Origin of the sequence: Pseudomonas sp. NFPP07, from assembly GCF_900115645.1 — a bacterium.
In the GTDB taxonomy this organism is placed as follows: Bacteria; Pseudomonadota; Gammaproteobacteria; order Pseudomonadales; family Pseudomonadaceae; genus Aquipseudomonas; species Aquipseudomonas chlororaphis.
On the sequence record NZ_FOXG01000010.1, the window covers coordinates 63,734 to 79,032 of the forward strand.

Genomic DNA, 15,299 nt, shown 5'->3' on the forward strand with positions numbered 1-15,299 from the left:
CCGGGCCCTGCGGGATCAACTGCACAGCCTCAGCTTCACCGACAGGGATAACCGAAGATGGCCGAGCTGACTCTGCAAGAACGCCTGCAACCCTCGTTGCTCGATCGCCTGACCGACGACGATCCGCACAACCCGAAAGAAGCCGCCGAGCGCCGCGTCATGTCGCTGACCCAGCTGAAAGCTTGCGTGCTGCGCGATCTGGCCTGGCTGTTCAACACCTGCGTGCTGTTCGATCCGGAGCAGGCCGCGCAGATGCCAGCGGGCAACTCGGTGCTGAATTTCGGCCTGCCGCCCCTGGCCGGACATACCGCCTCGAGTGTCGATGTTCAGGCCATCGAAGCCTTGTTCAGCGACACCATCGCCACCTTTGAGCCGCGCATCCTCAAAGGCTCGTTGAAGGTCCGCGCGCGACTCGACGGCAATGACATGAGTCACAACGCCCTGAGCTTCGAGATCGAGGGCGATCTGTGGGCCGAGCCGGTGCCCCTGCGCTTGCTGCTCAGCACCGCCCTCGACCTGGAAACCGGGCACGTCAAGGTGACGCCGGCCGAGCCCGCCAGGAGACGCCAATGAACCCGCGCATGCTCGAGTATTACAACCAGGAGCTGCAGCATATCCGCGAGAGCGCCGCCGAGTTCGCCCAGGAGTTCCCCAAGATCGCCAGCCGCCTGACCCTGTCCGGCATCGAATGCGCCGACCCCTATGTCGAGCGTCTGCTGGAGGGCTTCGCCTACCTGAGCGCGCGGGTCCACCTGAAGCTGGACGCCGAATACCCGACCTTCACCCACAATCTGCTGGAAATCGCCTACCCCCATTACCTGGCGCCAACGCCTTCGGTGGTGGTAGTCCAGCTGGTCGCCGACCCCAACGAGGGTTCGCTGACCAGCGGCTTCACGGTCGAACGCCACGCCGCCCTGCGCGGCCAGCTGGGCCATGGCGAGCAGACCGCCTGCGAATACCGCAGCGCCCATGCCGTGACGCTGTGGCCGTTGCAGGTCAGCCATGCCGAATACTTCGGCAACCCGGCCGCGACTCTCGGCCGACTGGCCGCCAGCGAACCCAAGGCCAAGGCCGGGTTGCGCCTGCGCCTGCGCTGCGGCGCCGGGTCGCCGTTCAACGCCCTGGCGCTGGACAGCCTGCCGCTCTACCTCAACGGCGCCGACGAGCAACCTTTCCGTCTGTACGAGCAGCTGCTCGGCAACGCCTGCGCGGTGTTTATCAAGAGCGTCGACGGCGACTGGGCCGAGCGCTTGCCTCTGGAGAGCCTCAAGGCGCGCGGCTTCGACGATCAGGACGCGGTGCTGCCGGTGGTGCCCCGGGCCTTCCAGGGGTATCGCCTGCTGCAGGAATATTTCGCCCTGCCCAATCGTTTTTTGTTCGTCGACTTCACCGGGCTGAGCGCCGGTGTGCAGCGCTGCGCCAGCCAGGAACTGGAGGTGGTGGTGCTGTTCGATCGCCTCGACAACACCCTGGAAGGCACGGTATCCGCAGCCCAATTCGTGCCCTTCTGCACCCCGGCGGTGAACCTGTTTGCACGCCGCACCGATCGCATTCACCTGAGCGAGCGGATGCATGAGCACCAGGTGATCGCCGACCGCACCCGGCCGCTGGATTTCGAGATCCATTCCCTGACCCAGGTCACCGGTCATGGCAGCGGCCCCGAGCAGCCGTTCCAGCCGTTCTATGCGATCCGCGATCCGCTGCGTTATGGCCGCGAGCAGGCCTACTACATCGTCCGCCGCGAGCCGCGTCGCTTGTCCAGCCAGCAACGGCGACGCGGGCCACGCTCGACCTATATCGGCAGCGAAACCTTCGTCTCGCTGGTGGATGTCAACCAGGCGCCCTATCGCCACGACTTGCGCCAGCTCGGTCTCAGCGCCCTGTGCACCAACCGCGACCTGCCGCTGCTGATGCCGGTGGGTACCGGCAAAAGCGATTTCACCCTGGAAGACAGCGCCCCGGTGCTGGCCGTGCGCTGCCTGGCCGGGCCAAGCCGGCCGCGGCCGAGCCGCGCGCACGATGCCAGCGCCTGGCGGCTGATCAGCCAGCTGTCGCTGAACTACCTGTCGCTGAGCGAACAGGGCCAGGGGGCCGCGGCGCTGCGCGAATTGCTGCGCCTGTACGGCGACCCCGGCGATGCGGCGCTGCAGTTGCAAATCGAGGGCCTGCGCCAGGTGCGCAGCACGCCCTGCACCCGCCGGTTGCCGATGCCGGGACCGATCGTTTTTGGCCGTGGCCTGGAGATCAGCCTGGAGTTCGACGAAAACGCCTTCCGCGGCACCGGCGTGTACCTGCTGGGCGCGGTGTTCGAGCGCTTCCTGGCCCGTTACGTGTCGATCAACAGCTTCACCGAAACCGTGCTGCGCACCACCGAGCGCGGCGAAATCATGCGATGGCAGGCGCACCCCGGATGTCGACCGAACCTCTGAAACCGCTGCACAGCATCGAGCGGATGGCCGACGAGCCCTGGGCCTACGACTTCTTCCAGGCGCTACGGCGCATCGAGTGCGAGGCCAGCGACCGGCCGCGCATCGGCCATTCCCTGCGCTTGCACGACGACCCGTTGCGCCTGGGGCAGAAACCCGACTGCGGCTTCGCCCCCTCGACCCTGGCCAGCATCGAGACCGGCCCCGAGGGCGCCGCGCCGCGCATCGAGCAGTTCTTTTTCGGCCTCACCGGGCCCAACGGCCCGCTGCCGCTGCACCTGACCGAATACGCCCGCGATCGCCAGCGCAACAACGACGACGCCAGCTTCACGCGCTTTCTCGACGTGTTCAATCACCGCCTGTTATGCCTGTTCTACCGCGCCTGGGCCGAGGCGCGGCCGACCGTCAGCCATGACCGCCCCGCCCACGACTACTGGTCGATGCGCCTGGCCGCGCTGTCCGGGCGGGGCATGACCAGCCTGCTCGGCCAGGGCCCGATCGCCGACTCGGCGCGCTACCACTTCACCGGCCACCTGGCGGCGCAAACCCGCTACCCGGACGGCTTGCGCGCCATCCTGGAAGACTATTTCGGCGTGCCGGTCAGCATCGAGGAATACGTCGGCCAGTGGCTGGAGTTGCCGCAGCGCAGCCAACTGGGCGTGGCGCTCTGCTCGCTCGGCAGCGACCTGAGCCTGGGCACCCACGTCTGGGATCGCCAGCATAAATTCCGCATCCGCCTGGGGCCCTTGAGCCTGGAGCAATACCGCCGCCTGCTGCCCGGCCAGGAAAGCTTCGGCGAACTGGCCGCCTGGGTCGCCGAGTACCAGGGCGAGGAGCTGGATTGGGAAGTCAATCTGCTGCTGCGGCACCAGGAAGTGCCGCGCATCGATCTCGACGGCCAGACCCGCCTGGGCTTCGACACCTGGCTCGGCAGCCCGTCGACGGATGCCGGCGACCTGCTGCTGGCCCGCGAATACGCCAGCCATACCACCCCCTCAAGGAGCAGCGATCATGAGTGAGATCAGCCGCGCCGCGCTGTTCGGCAAGTTGAACAGCCCGGCCTACAAGGCCATCGAAGCCGCCACCGTGTTCTGCAAACTGCGCGGTAACCCCTATGTGGAGCTGGTGCATTGGCTGCATCAGTTGCTGCAATTGCAGGACGGCGATTTGCACCGCCTGGTCCGCCAGTTCAGCCTCGACCCGGCGCGCCTGTCCAGGGATATCACCGACGCCCTGGACCGCCTGCCGCGCGGCTCGACCTCGATCACCGACTTGTCCTTGCAGGTCGAGGAAGCCGCGGAGCGCGGCTGGGTCTATGGCAGTTTGCTGTTTGGCGAGAGCCAGGTGCGCGGCGCCTACCTGGTCGTCGGCATGCTCAAGACACCGAGCCTGCGCCACGCCCTCTCGGCCATCTCCCGCGAGTTCGACAAGATCAAGGTGGAGAACCTGATCGAGCGCTTCGACGAGTACCTCGGCGATTCGCCGGAAAACGGCCTGGCCGCCAGCGACGGTTTCAACGCCACCGCCGCGCCGGGCGAAGCGAGCGGCGCCCTGGCGCCCAGCGCGCTGGGCAAGCAGGAGGCGCTCAAGCGCTTTACCGTAGACCTCACCGAACAGGCCCGCAGCGGCAAGCTCGACCCCATAGTCGGGCGCGACGAGGAGATTCGCCAGCTGGTCGACATCCTCATGCGCCGCCGGCAGAACAACCCGATCCTCACCGGCGAAGCCGGGGTCGGCAAGACCGCGGTGGTCGAGGGTTTCGCCCTGCGTATCGTCGCCGGCGACGTGCCGCCGAGCCTCAAGGACGTCGAACTGCGCACCCTGGACGTCGGCCTGCTGCAAGCCGGCGCGAGCATGAAGGGCGAGTTCGAGCAGCGCCTGCGCCAGGTCATCGAGGATGTGCAGGCCTCGCCCAAGCCGATCATCCTGTTTATCGACGAGGCCCATACCCTGGTCGGCGCCGGCGGCGCGGCCGGTACCGGCGATGCCGCCAACCTGCTCAAGCCGGCCCTGGCCCGTGGCACCCTGCGCACCGTGGCGGCAACCACCTGGGCCGAATACAAAAAGCACATCGAGAAGGACCCGGCCCTGACCCGGCGCTTCCAGGTGGTGCAGGTCGACGAGCCGTCCGAGGCCAAGGCGATCCTGATGATGCGCGGCGTCGCCTCGACCATGGAGCAGCACCACAAGGTGCAGATCCTCGACGAGGCGCTGGAGGCCTCGGTCAAGCTGTCGCACCGTTATATTCCGGCCCGGCAGCTGCCGGACAAATCGGTGAGCCTGCTCGACACCGCCTGCGCGCGGGTCGCCATCAGCCTGCATGCGGTACCGGCGCAAGTGGACGACAGCCGCCGACGCATCGAGGCGCTGAGCACCGAGCAGGCGATCATCGGCCGCGAGCAGGCCATTGGCATTGCCATCGGCACTCGCCAGCAGGAGGTCGAGGCGGCCCTCGCCGAGGAACGCCAACGCCTGGCGTCCCTGGAAGGTCGCTGGAGCGAAGAGAAGGCCCTGGTCGATGAACTGCTGGCGACCCGCGCCACCCTGCGCGCCGCCGCCGAACCGCTGGACGACACCAGCGGCGAGGCCGACGCTGCATCGCCGCGCCTGGGTGAAGCCGAACGCACGGCGTTGCGCGACAAGCTCGGCGACCTGCAGAGCCACCTCGCCACCTTGCAGGGCGAAAGCCCGTTGATCCTGCCCACCGTGGATTACCAGGCGGTGGCCGCGGTGGTCGCCGACTGGACCGGCATCCCGGTCGGGCGCATGGCGCGCAACGAAATCGACACCGTGCTCAGGCTCGACGAGCACATGAAAAAACGCATCATCGGCCAGGACCATGCCCTGGCGATGATCGCCAAGCGCATCCAGACCTCGCGCGCCGGGCTGGACAACCCCAGCAAACCGATTGGCGTGTTCCTCCTCGCCGGCACCTCGGGCGTGGGCAAGACCGAAACCGCCCTGGCCCTGGCCGAGGCCCTGTACGGCGGCGAGCAGAACATCATCACCATCAACATGAGCGAGTTCCAGGAGGCGCACACCGTCTCCACCCTCAAGGGCGCCCCGCCCGGCTATGTCGGTTACGGCGAAGGCGGCGTGCTGACCGAGGCGGTGCGGCGCAAACCCTACAGCGTGGTGTTGCTGGACGAGGTGGAAAAGGCCCACCCGGACGTGCACGAAATCTTCTTCCAGGTGTTCGACAAGGGGGTGATGGAGGACGGCGAAGGCCGTCTGATCGATTTCAAGAACTGCCTGATCCTGCTCACCACCAATGCCGGCACCGAGATGATCGCCAGCCTGTGCCGCGACCCGCAACGGCTGCCCGATCCCGATGCCATCGCCAAGGCGCTGCGCGAGCCATTGCTCCAGGTGTTCCCGCCGGCCCTGCTCGGGCGCCTGGTGACCGTCCCCTACTACCCGCTGAGCGACGAGATGCTCAAGGCCATCACCCGCCTGCAACTGGAGCGGATCAAGCAGCGCGTGGAAAGCGGACACAAGGTGCCCTTCGCCTACGACGACAGCGTGGTCGACCTGATCGTCTCGCGCTGCACCGAGATCGAGAGCGGTGGACGGATGATCGACGCCATCCTGACCAATACCCTGTTGCCGGATATGAGCCGGGAGTTTCTCACCCGCATGCTCGAGGGCAAGCCGCTGGCGGGCGTGCGCATCAGCCAACGGGACAATGCGCTGCATTACGCATTCGACCCGCATGTTGGCGAGACAACCGACTGACGCCCGAACGCGAGCCGGAGGAAGCCGTTTATGGCAATCACGCAAAGCACCCGCCTGGTGCAGGTCGACAGCCCCCTCGGCGGCGAGGTCCTGCTGTTGCAGGGCATGGAAGGCAGCGAGGAGCTGGGGCGATTGTTCCATTACGAACTGGACCTGACCTCCGAAGACCGGGCGATCAAGTTCGACCAGTTGCTGGGCAAACCGATGGGCCTGACCCTGGAGCTGCACGGCGGCGGCAAACGCTACTTCCATGGCATCGCCTGCGGCTGCCGGCAACTGACCGGCCACGGCCAGTTCGCCGGTTATCGGGTCAGCCTGCGGCCCTGGTTCTGGCTGCTCACGCGCACCTCGGACTGCCGGATTTTCCAGAACAAGACGGTGCCGGACATCATCAAGCAGGTGTTCCGCGACCTCGGTTTCTCCGATTTCGAAGACAACCTGAGCGGCAGTTACCGCGAGTGGGAATACTGCGTGCAATACCGCGAAACCAGCTTCGATTTCATCAGCCGGCTGATGGAGCAGGAAGGCATCTACTACTACTTCCGCCATGAGAAAGCGCGTCACGTGTTGGTGCTGGCCGACGCCTACGGCGCCCACTCGACGGTGGCCGACTACGCCTCGGTGCCCTTCTACCCGCCCGATCAGCAGATGCGCGAGCGCGACCACTTCTACGACTGGCAACTGGCGCGGGAAGTCCAGCCGGGCTCGCTGGCGTTGAACGACTACGACTTCCAGCGCCCCGGCGCCAGCCTCGAAGTGCGCTCCAGCGTGTCGCGCAGCCACAGCAACGGCGACCATCCGCTCTACGACTACCCGGGCGAATACGTCCAGAGCAAGGATGGCGAGCATTACGCACGCACCCGCATCCAGGCCATTCACAGCCAGTTCGAGCGCGTGCAGTTGCGCGGTCGTGCCCGTGGCCTGGGCTGCGGGCATCTGTTCAAGCTGACCGGCTACGAGCGCGCCGACCAGAATCGCGAATACCTGGTGGTGGTCGCCCGCTACCAGATCCGCCAGGAGCTTTATGAAAGCGGGCAACTGGACCTGGCCGAGCAGTTCACCAGCGAGCTGGACTGCATGGATGCCAGCCAGGCCTTCCGCCCCCTGCCCCTGACCCCCCTGCCGATTGTCCGCGGGCCGCAGACCGCCAGGGTGGTAGGCCCCGCCGGCGAGGAAATCTGGACCGACCAGTATGGCCGGGTCAAGGTGCATTTCTATTGGGATCGCCACGACCAATCCAACGAAAACAGCTCCTGCTGGATGCGCGTGTCACAGGCCTGGGCCGGCAAAAACTGGGGGTCGGTGCAGATCCCACGGATCGGCCAGGAAGTGATAGTCGGTTTCCTCGAAGGCGACCCGGATCGCCCGATCATCACCGGCCGGGTCTATAACGCCGAACAGACCGTGCCCTACGAACTGCCGGCCAATGCCACCCAGAGCGGGGTGAAAAGCCGCTCGAGCAAGGAGGGCTCGCCCGCCAACTTCAATGAAATCCGCATGGAGGACAAGAAAGGCGCGGAGCAGTTGTTCATCCACGCCGAGAAAAACCAGGACATCGAGGTGGAGAACGACGAGACCCACTGGGTCGGCCACGACCGCAGCAAGACCATCGACAACGACGAGACCGTGCACGTCAAACACGACCGCACCGAAACCGTCGATAACAACGAAACCATCACCATAGGCGTGGACCGCAAGGAAAAGGTCGGCAATAACGAGACCATCTCCATCGGTGTGAACCGTACCGAGGATGTCGGCAGCGACGAGAAAATCACCATCGGCGCCAACCGCACCGAGAAGGTGGGCAACAACGAGACCATCACCATAGGCGCGGACCGCACGGAAAAGGTCGGTGCCAACGAAACCATCAGCATCGTCAGCAACCGCACCGAGGACGTGGGCGGCAACGAGACCATCGACATCACCGGCAACCGCAACGAAACGGTCAAGGGCAACGAAGGTATCGAGATCAACGGCAACCAGAGCACCCAGATCGGCCAGAACGAATCCCGCGACGTATCCCAGAACCGCACCACCAACATCCAGCAGAACGACAGCCTGGACGTCGGCAAGAACTTCTCCCTCACCGCCGGCGACTCCATCACCCTGACCACGGGCGCGGCCAGCATCACCATGAAGAAGGACGGCACCATCATGATTCGTGGCAAGGACATCACCATCGACGGCTCCGGCGCCATCAACATCAAGGCCAGCAGGAACGTGGTGGTCAAGGGCCAGAAGATCCTGCAGAACTAGCACAATGGAGGCATGCAATGACGGTTCAACACCCGCTACCCATGCAAGCCCGCATCGATGCAGTGGTCATCGGCACCCTGCTCGAGCTGCCGCGCGCCAGTGCGCCCAGGGTCGTTTACCCGGGTTGCCCGGATGCCAGCGGCGTCGTTGCCCGTTGCACCGCGCGGCTGGGGCCTGCGGATATCGGTGGCCAGGTCGCGCTGATGTTCGAAGGCGGCGACCCGGCCTGCCCATTGGTGATCGGCCGCTTGCTCGGCGCGGATGCCCCGCCCGAGCCAGCCGCCAGCGTGCGACTGGACGAGCAGTGCCTGGAACTGAGCGCCGAACGCGAGATCGTCCTGCGTTGCGGCAAGGCCAGCATCACCCTGACTCGCGCGGGCAAGGTGATCATCCAGGGCGCCTACCTGTCCAGCCGCTCCAGCGGGGTCAACCGCATCAAGGGCGGTTCGGTGCAGATCAACTAGACAGGTATCCGGCCTATGGAACTGCTCAACGCCAGCCAACTGCTTGCCGCCTATACCCAGGGCCTGGCGCCCGATGGCCGCGAATCCCTGGTGGTGGTGGCCAAGGGCACGTTCAACCTGCCCCTGGACGGCCGCGCGGCCACCCTCGCCGACACCCAGCAACCGCTGCTGATGGCCGACACTTTTCTCGGCGAGCCCGGCCTCAGCGCGCCGCTGCAGGAAATGGACTTCGCCCCGGTCAAGCCATGCTGCGATGTCCTGGTGCGCGGCAAGGCCTACGCCCCAGGCGGGCGCCCCGTGACGCAGCTGACCGCGGGCATTCGCGTCGGGCAGATGAGCAAGGCTTTTTCCGTCCTCGGTCCACGGCAATGGCAATCGGGGCTGTTGGGCGTTGCTCCCGGCTTGCCGCAGCCGTTTACCGAGCAGGACATCTCCTACGCCCGGGCGTTTGGCGGCAGCCATCCGATCGCCAACGACCCCCAATTGCGCCACTGCTACCTGGACAATCCGACCGGTTGTGGCTGGTACCCGCGCAGCGCTGACAGTGCCGACATCGTCGGCATGCCGATGCCGAGCACCGAGGAGCTGGGCAAACCGATCGACAGTCCCTCTGGCAACTTTCGCCCCATGGCCCTCGGCCCCCTCGGCCGTGGCTGGCCACAACGCGCCCGCTTCGCCGGCACCTACGACGAGGCCTGGCTGGCCGACTGCTTTCCCTTTCTGCCGACGGATTTCGACCACCGCTACTTTCAGGCGGCCCCCGACGATCAGCAGACCCACTACCTGCGCGGTGGCGAGGATGTGCTGTTGCTCAACCTCACGCCCCAGGAGCGCGCGGGCTTTCGCATTCCCCAGATGGAGGTGCCGGTGACCTTCTTTCTGAAAAAAGGCGGCCATGAAACCGTGCAGGCGGTGATCGACACCCTGCTGATCGACACCGACACGTGCCAGGTGCAGTTGACCTGGCGTGTCTCCCGTCCGCTACAACGCAACCTGTTCGAGATCGCTCAGGTGCTGGTCGGCACTATGTCCACGGGCTGGTGGCGCGCCCGCGAACTGGGCAAGGACTACTACCCGTCGCTGTCGGCCCTGGTGAAAGCCAAACGCACACCCGAGGAGACGCCCTGATGGCCGCGCTGTGCATCATCGGCTCCGGCATGGTCAGCGCCGTAGGCCTTAGCGCCCCCGCGAGCTGCGCGGCGATCCGTTGCGCTATCGATAACTTCCAGGAAACCCGTTTCATTGACCAGGCAGGGGAATGGTTGATCGGCGCGCCCGTGATCCTGCCTGAGCCGTCCTCCGGATATGCACAACTGGTGGGAATGGCCAGCATGGCCATCGCAGAGTGCCTGTCCGGTCTGTCCGACGAGGACGTCCACGACATACCGCTGCTGCTCGGCGTGGCCGAGAGCGATCGGCCAGGACGCCTGGAGCGCCTGGACGAGTCCTTGCTGCAGGCCATCGAGGAGCGCCTCGGTCAGCGCTTTCACGAGCGCTCCTGTGTGATCCCGCGGGGCCGGGTGAGCGCCGCGGTGGCATTGATCAACGCACGTAGACTCATCGAGCAGGGATGTTCGAAGGTACTGATCGCAGGTGTCGATTCCTATCTCACCGGGGCGACGCTCGCGGCCTATCAGGAGCGAGACCGGCTACTCAGCAGTCATTGCGACAACGGCTTCATTCCTGGCGAAGGCGCTGCGGCGATACTGGTGACGGCCGTGCGGGCCAGCGAAGAGCCGCAACTGCTATGCCTTGGGCTTGGTTTCGGAAGGGAAAAAGCTACTGTCGAAAGCGAGGGGCTGCCATTTCGCGCGGACGGGCTCACTCAAGCGGTGAAAGCGGCGTTCGATGACTGCGGCTTCGGCTTCGAGCATATCGACTATCGTCTCGCCGACCTGACGGGTGAGCAGTATTACTTCAAGGAAGCCGCGCTGGCCCTGAGCCGGACCCTGCGGGTACACAAGGAGCGCGTCGAGCTCTGGAGCCCCGCGGACTGCATCGGCGAGTGCGGTGCAATGACCGGACCCGCGCTGCTGTGCATTGCCCTGGCTGCCTCGCGCAAAGGCTACGGCCACAGCGCGCAGGTACTCTGCCATTCGAGCAATGATGGGGGCGAGCGGGCGGCGATGGTGCTCGGCTACCAGCGTGTGAGGGCGAACTAGATGGCCAATGAGGTCTACGCCAATGGTCGAGAACTTTCCTGCAAGTCGGCCTCGGGGAAATCGATAGCCTCGTTTCCCGACGTCTGCTTCACCCCGCCACAGGCACCGCCTACCCCCTTGGGCGTACCGATCCCCTATCCGAATACCGGCATGTCGAAGGACACGACGCAGGGCACTCGGACCGTCAAGATCACCGGCAAGGAAGTGATGCTCAAGAATAAGAGCCATTTCAAGAAGAGCTATGGCGACGAGGCAGGTCGAGCGCCGAAGAAAGGCATTATCACCAGTACCAATACCGGGAAGGTCTATTTCATCTCCTGGTCGATGGACGTGAAGTTCGAGGGATTGAACGTCGTTCGCCATCTCGACCTGACCACCCACAACCACAATCCGCCTCCTGGCAACACGGCAACCTGGCCGCACACCTCGAAGATGAAGGCGGCCTTCAAGCCGGGCGGCAAGTGCGCCGGCATGGGACACCTGCGCCTGCAGCCCTATAGCAAGGCCTGTCCGAACACAGCGAGCGGAGCGGCGCAAACCGGCCACCATCTGATACCCGGCCGCTGCATGCGCGGCAAGGCCGGTTACAGTCACTCGAAAGCCCCGGTGATCTGCGTGTCGCGCGGCAACCAGCACCAGGGTTCGCACAAGCGCTGCCATGCGAAGTTCGATCCGGTCGAATTGGACCACTTCGACAAGGGCAAGCCGTTCAAATATGAAACCGCACGCAACACTGCGGCCGCCTCGGCAGGAGGCGCACTGAGCCCCCCGCGCGACCTGACGAAAAAAGAGCAGGAGTGCGTCGCCTTCCAGCTCGACCAGTACTACAAGGCCAAGCCGAAGAAAGGACCTGGCTGCACCAACACTTTGAACCTCCGTGCCTCGGGCGCGGCGGGCAAAGTCATACCACCCGCACGTTCCGCACCAGCCCCCGCAGGACGCCCATAGGATCTGAACCATGGCAAAGAGCGAAACCGCCCTCTACTTCACCAACATTATCGCGATCGGACCGGAGCAGGCGCTGCTCGGCGGGCATCTCTATCTGGAGGGCGCGGAACCCAGCGTAACCCGGGTGATGATGATCGACCAGGACGACTGGTTCCATGTCTACGACATTCCCGAGGTGGTCTACAGCGCTCTGCAGAGAGCACCGCTGCGCGGGCAGCAGAAAGGTAACTACTGTTTCCTCGGGCGGGCCGGGCTACTCCGTGAACACCCCTCCGGGCAGTCCAGCACCGACACCACGCTGGACATCGACAATGTCTACCTGATGGACCTCTGCGAGGTGGATGGCGAACTGTATGCCTGCGGCACACAGAACCAGGTATTGAGGCAAAGCAAGGGCGTCTGGCAGCGCATCGACCAGGGGCTCTATGTTCCATTGGTGGACGAGGTCACGGCTTGCCTGAACGGCATTGACGGGTTCTCGCGCGCCGATGTCTATGCCGTCGGCGATGGCGGCGCCATCTGGCACTGGGACGGTAAAGGCTGGCAGGCATCGGTGGCCCCCACCAACCTGCCGCTTTACTGCGTGCACTGCGCCGCCGATGGCGTGGTGTACATCGGCGGGTCCGGCGGGATCCTGCTACGAGGCAGCGCGCAGGCGGGATGGACAGATATCGGCGATCGCGACCTGTGCGCCGAAGTGCTGGAAAACATGGTTGAGTTCGCCGGCAAGCTCTACGTGACCGCAACCGACCAGTTGCTCGAGTACGACGGCGTGCAGCTGCGCGAGACCAAGGTGCCGCTGAGGGGCAAAAAGGCCTACTACGCCATCGATGCCAAGCCCGATGTGCTGTGGGTGGCAGGCGACGAATGCGTGCTCAGTTTTGACGGCAGCACGTGGCGGCGTCATGTTTGCCCAGAAAACTGATCGATGACGAGCCTCAGTATCGTCATCGACCAGCATATTGAGGAGGCCACCTTTCTGGCCGGCCTGCGCGACCTTGCCGTGCACGCCCCCCACTACGACCTGGCGCATCTGCTCGATCTCGACAAGCGCATCGAAGCTCATCTGGATGCTTTGCAGATAGGCGGGCTAAAGAGCCTGGACCTGGTGCTCCAGCAGCTCAACCCCAACGCCCAGGGCGAGATATTCGCGGCCACGGTGCTGGCCTTCGAAGCCGCCAATACTTGCGCAATGACCCAGTTGGCCGAACATCTGCGCGCCCACCCCGACGGTGCCCGTTATATGGGTGCCGCGCTGGGCTGGCTGGACTGGCCCCGAGTCGAACCCTGGGTGGAGAAGCTGCTCGGCTCGCCGCAAGCGTTGTTTCGCCGCATCGGCCTGGCCGCCTGCGGCTTGCACCGGCGTGATCCGGGGGCAGTGTTGATTGCGGGGTTGGCGCATGCCGATGCGGCCGTTATCGCCCAGGCCGCCCGAACTGCCGGCGAGTTGCGCCGGCGTGACCTGATGTCGGCGATTCGTGCCCACCGCCAGCATCAGGACGCAGCCCCACGCTTCTGGGCCAACTGGGCCACCGCGCAGATGGGCGACGAGGAAGCTTTGGAGCCACTGCGCCAGTTCGCCGAGCAACCGGGCGAGTTCCAGTACCGCGCGCTCTGCGTATGGCTGGCCTGGCAACAGCGCGAGCACAGCATCGCCTGGATCCGCCAGTTGATGCAGAACCCCGGGCAGCGGCGCATCGGCATCCAGGCCGTCGGGCTGCTGGGCGATCCGGTCAGCGTGCCCTGGCTGATCCAGCAGATGAGCGACCTGCCGCATGCCCGCGTCGCTGGCGAGGCCTTCAGCCTGATGACTGGCGCGGACCTGGCGCTGCTCGATCTGGAATTGCAGGACCTGCCGGATTTCGATGCCGGCCCGAACGACGACCCTGAGGATGCCAATGTCGTCATGGACCCCGATGAGAACCTGCCCTGGCCCGACCCGCGGTTGATCGCAGCCTGGTGGCAAGCCCATGCAGGCGATTTCCAGGCGGGCGTGGGCTATGTGCTGGGGCTGCAACAGAGCGAAAGCAGTTATCGGCAAGCGCTTGTCCGCGGCCAGCAACGCCAGCGAATCGCCGCGGCCTGCGGCATCGCGCGCTTGCGGCCGACCGAAGTGCTGTTCCCTACCAGCGCACCCGCCTGGCGGCAAAAGGCATTGCTGGGAGAGCCGGTGGCGTTCGGGCGGTGATGAACAGGCAGTTGCCCCGGACTGCCCCCGCTAACGCACTGCATTCTCCCTAGCGCTTATCGCGATCCCGGCACCACGCCGCGATTCAGCTGTTCGCGCAGGAACTCGATAAACACCTGCACCGGCCGCGAACCCTGGCGGTGCTGCGGGTAGACCGCCGACAAGGCCAGGGGCTCGGGCTCGAAGCCGTCCAGCAGCGACACCAGCCGCCCATCCTTTAGTGCCGCCTCGACGATGAAGGTCGGCAGGTAGGTAATGCCCATGCCGGCGATGGCCGCGTCCTTGAGCAATTCGCCGTTGTTGACCCGCATCCTGCCGGTGACGTTGACCAGCAAGGGCTTGTGGCCCTGCCCTTCGAAACGCCACTGCACCTGGCGGCCGTGGCCGTAAGGCAGGCAGTCGTGGCCTTGCAGTTCCTCGGGCCTGAGCGGGGTCCCGCGCTCGGCCAGGTACGCCGGGCTGGCGCAATACACCCGCTGGATCGAGGCGATGCGCCGGGCGATCAGCGTCGAGTCTTCCAGCACGCCGATGCGCAAGGCCAGGTCGTAGCCCTCGCCGAGCAGGTCCACCGGCCGGTCGCTGAGATCGACCTCGACCGCGACATCGCGATAGCGCCGCAGGAACAGCGGCAACAGCTCCCCCAGATGGGCCATGGCGAACGACAGCGGCGCGCTCAGGCGAATGGTGCCCCGGGGTTCGACGGTCTGGCCGGCGATGCCCTGCTCCACCTGCTCGACTTCGCTGAGCAGGCGCAGGGCCGACTCGTAGTAGCTCTGGCCCAGGGGCGTCACGTCCAGGCGTCGGGTCGAGCGATTGAGCAGGCGCACGCCCAGGCGTTCTTCCAGTTGCATCAGCCGCCGGCTGACGAACTGCTTGGACAGGCCCAGCTGATCCGCCGCCGCGGTGAAGCTGCCGGCGTCCATGACCTGGCAAAAAATACGCATGTCTTCGAACGGGTTCATTGTCACTCTCTGGTTGACAGCTGAACGCTTTATAGCGGCTTTTTCGCGTTCCGGCACCTCATTCCACCTGGAAAACCACATCGCCTGGTTTTACGCCGGCTACGCCGCCGATCGCAGCCTGCGGCAGCGGCTACAGGGACCGCGATGCCTGTGTAGCC

At 65.4% G+C, this 15,299-nt stretch carries 12 protein-coding genes; 11 read left to right on the top strand and 1 reads right to left on the bottom strand.

What is annotated here, in order from left to right:
- Nucleotides 1-57 precede the first annotated feature (57 nt).
- From tssE to BM019_RS24545, 11 genes are read left to right on the top strand one after another with little or no spacing between them, the layout of a single operon-like run.
- Nucleotides 58-573, top strand: coding sequence for a type VI secretion system baseplate subunit TssE (tssE, locus tag BM019_RS24495; RefSeq protein WP_009044342.1), 516 nt, complete (start codon nt 58-60; stop codon nt 571-573).
- The gene (gene tssF, locus BM019_RS24500) at nt 570-2,429 is read left to right on the top strand and encodes a type VI secretion system baseplate subunit TssF (RefSeq protein WP_092420947.1); all 1,860 of its coding nucleotides are present in this window, start codon (nt 570-572) and stop codon (nt 2,427-2,429) included. Before tssE ends, tssF begins: the two co-directional genes overlap by 4 nt.
- Nucleotides 2,393-3,445: a type VI secretion system baseplate subunit TssG gene (tssG, locus tag BM019_RS24505; protein ID WP_239691101.1), complete on the top strand. Its 1,053-nt coding sequence runs from the start codon at nt 2,393-2,395 to the stop codon at nt 3,443-3,445. Before tssF ends, tssG begins: the two co-directional genes overlap by 37 nt.
- A complete protein-coding gene (tssH, locus tag BM019_RS24510; RefSeq protein ID WP_092420953.1) occupies nt 3,438-6,161 on the top strand; it encodes a type VI secretion system ATPase TssH in 2,724 nt (907 codons plus the stop codon). Before tssG ends, tssH begins: the two co-directional genes overlap by 8 nt.
- A gap of 30 nt (nt 6,162-6,191) precedes the next feature.
- On the top strand, nt 6,192-8,417 hold the full coding sequence (tssI, locus tag BM019_RS24515) for a type VI secretion system Vgr family protein (protein ID WP_092420956.1): 2,226 nt from the start codon (nt 6,192-6,194) through the stop codon (nt 8,415-8,417).
- 17 nt (nt 8,418-8,434) lie between these two features.
- The gene (locus BM019_RS24520) at nt 8,435-8,881 is read left to right on the top strand and encodes a DUF6484 domain-containing protein (protein WP_092420959.1); all 447 of its coding nucleotides are present in this window, start codon (nt 8,435-8,437) and stop codon (nt 8,879-8,881) included.
- Nucleotides 8,882-8,896: 15 nt separating this feature from the next.
- Nucleotides 8,897-10,009 (top strand): DUF2169 family type VI secretion system accessory protein, encoded by a 1,113-nt coding sequence (locus BM019_RS24525; protein WP_092420961.1) that lies wholly within the window; start codon nt 8,897-8,899, stop codon nt 10,007-10,009.
- Complete coding sequence (locus BM019_RS24530; RefSeq protein ID WP_092420964.1) at nt 10,009-11,043, top strand: 3-oxoacyl-ACP synthase; 1,035 nt, start codon at nt 10,009-10,011, stop codon at nt 11,041-11,043. Before BM019_RS24525 ends, BM019_RS24530 begins: the two co-directional genes overlap by 1 nt.
- Nucleotides 11,044-11,991: a DUF4150 domain-containing protein gene (locus BM019_RS24535; RefSeq protein WP_092420967.1), complete on the top strand. Its 948-nt coding sequence runs from the start codon at nt 11,044-11,046 to the stop codon at nt 11,989-11,991. It abuts the gene before it with no gap.
- Nucleotides 11,992-12,001: 10 nt separating this feature from the next.
- Nucleotides 12,002-12,916: a beta propeller repeat protein gene (locus BM019_RS24540; RefSeq protein ID WP_009044351.1), complete on the top strand. Its 915-nt coding sequence runs from the start codon at nt 12,002-12,004 to the stop codon at nt 12,914-12,916.
- Nucleotides 12,917-12,919: 3 nt separating this feature from the next.
- Nucleotides 12,920-14,179, top strand: coding sequence for a TIGR02270 family protein (locus BM019_RS24545; RefSeq protein ID WP_092420970.1), 1,260 nt, complete (start codon nt 12,920-12,922; stop codon nt 14,177-14,179).
- Between the two features lie 56 nt (nt 14,180-14,235).
- Here the strand turns inward: BM019_RS24545 and BM019_RS24550 are convergent, their stop codons facing one another.
- A complete protein-coding gene (locus BM019_RS24550) occupies nt 14,236-15,141 on the bottom strand; it encodes a LysR family transcriptional regulator (RefSeq protein ID WP_092420973.1) in 906 nt (301 codons plus the stop codon).
- Nucleotides 15,142-15,299 lie beyond the last annotated feature (158 nt).

Coding starts and splice junctions, on each gene's coding strand:
- tssE (WP_009044342.1), top strand. CDS start 58: ATGGCCGAGCTGACTCTGCAAGAACGCCTGCAACCCTCGTTGCTCGAT.
- tssF (WP_092420947.1), top strand. CDS start 570: ATGAACCCGCGCATGCTCGAGTATTACAACCAGGAGCTGCAGCATATC.
- tssG (WP_239691101.1), top strand. CDS start 2,393: ATGGCAGGCGCACCCCGGATGTCGACCGAACCTCTGAAACCGCTGCAC.
- tssH (WP_092420953.1), top strand. CDS start 3,438: ATGAGTGAGATCAGCCGCGCCGCGCTGTTCGGCAAGTTGAACAGCCCG.
- tssI (WP_092420956.1), top strand. CDS start 6,192: ATGGCAATCACGCAAAGCACCCGCCTGGTGCAGGTCGACAGCCCCCTC.
- BM019_RS24520 (WP_092420959.1), top strand. CDS start 8,435: ATGACGGTTCAACACCCGCTACCCATGCAAGCCCGCATCGATGCAGTG.
- BM019_RS24525 (WP_092420961.1), top strand. CDS start 8,897: ATGGAACTGCTCAACGCCAGCCAACTGCTTGCCGCCTATACCCAGGGC.
- BM019_RS24530 (WP_092420964.1), top strand. CDS start 10,009: ATGGCCGCGCTGTGCATCATCGGCTCCGGCATGGTCAGCGCCGTAGGC.
- BM019_RS24535 (WP_092420967.1), top strand. CDS start 11,044: ATGGCCAATGAGGTCTACGCCAATGGTCGAGAACTTTCCTGCAAGTCG.
- BM019_RS24540 (WP_009044351.1), top strand. CDS start 12,002: ATGGCAAAGAGCGAAACCGCCCTCTACTTCACCAACATTATCGCGATC.
- BM019_RS24545 (WP_092420970.1), top strand. CDS start 12,920: ATGACGAGCCTCAGTATCGTCATCGACCAGCATATTGAGGAGGCCACC.
- BM019_RS24550 (WP_092420973.1), bottom strand. CDS start 15,141: ATGAACCCGTTCGAAGACATGCGTATTTTTTGCCAGGTCATGGACGCC.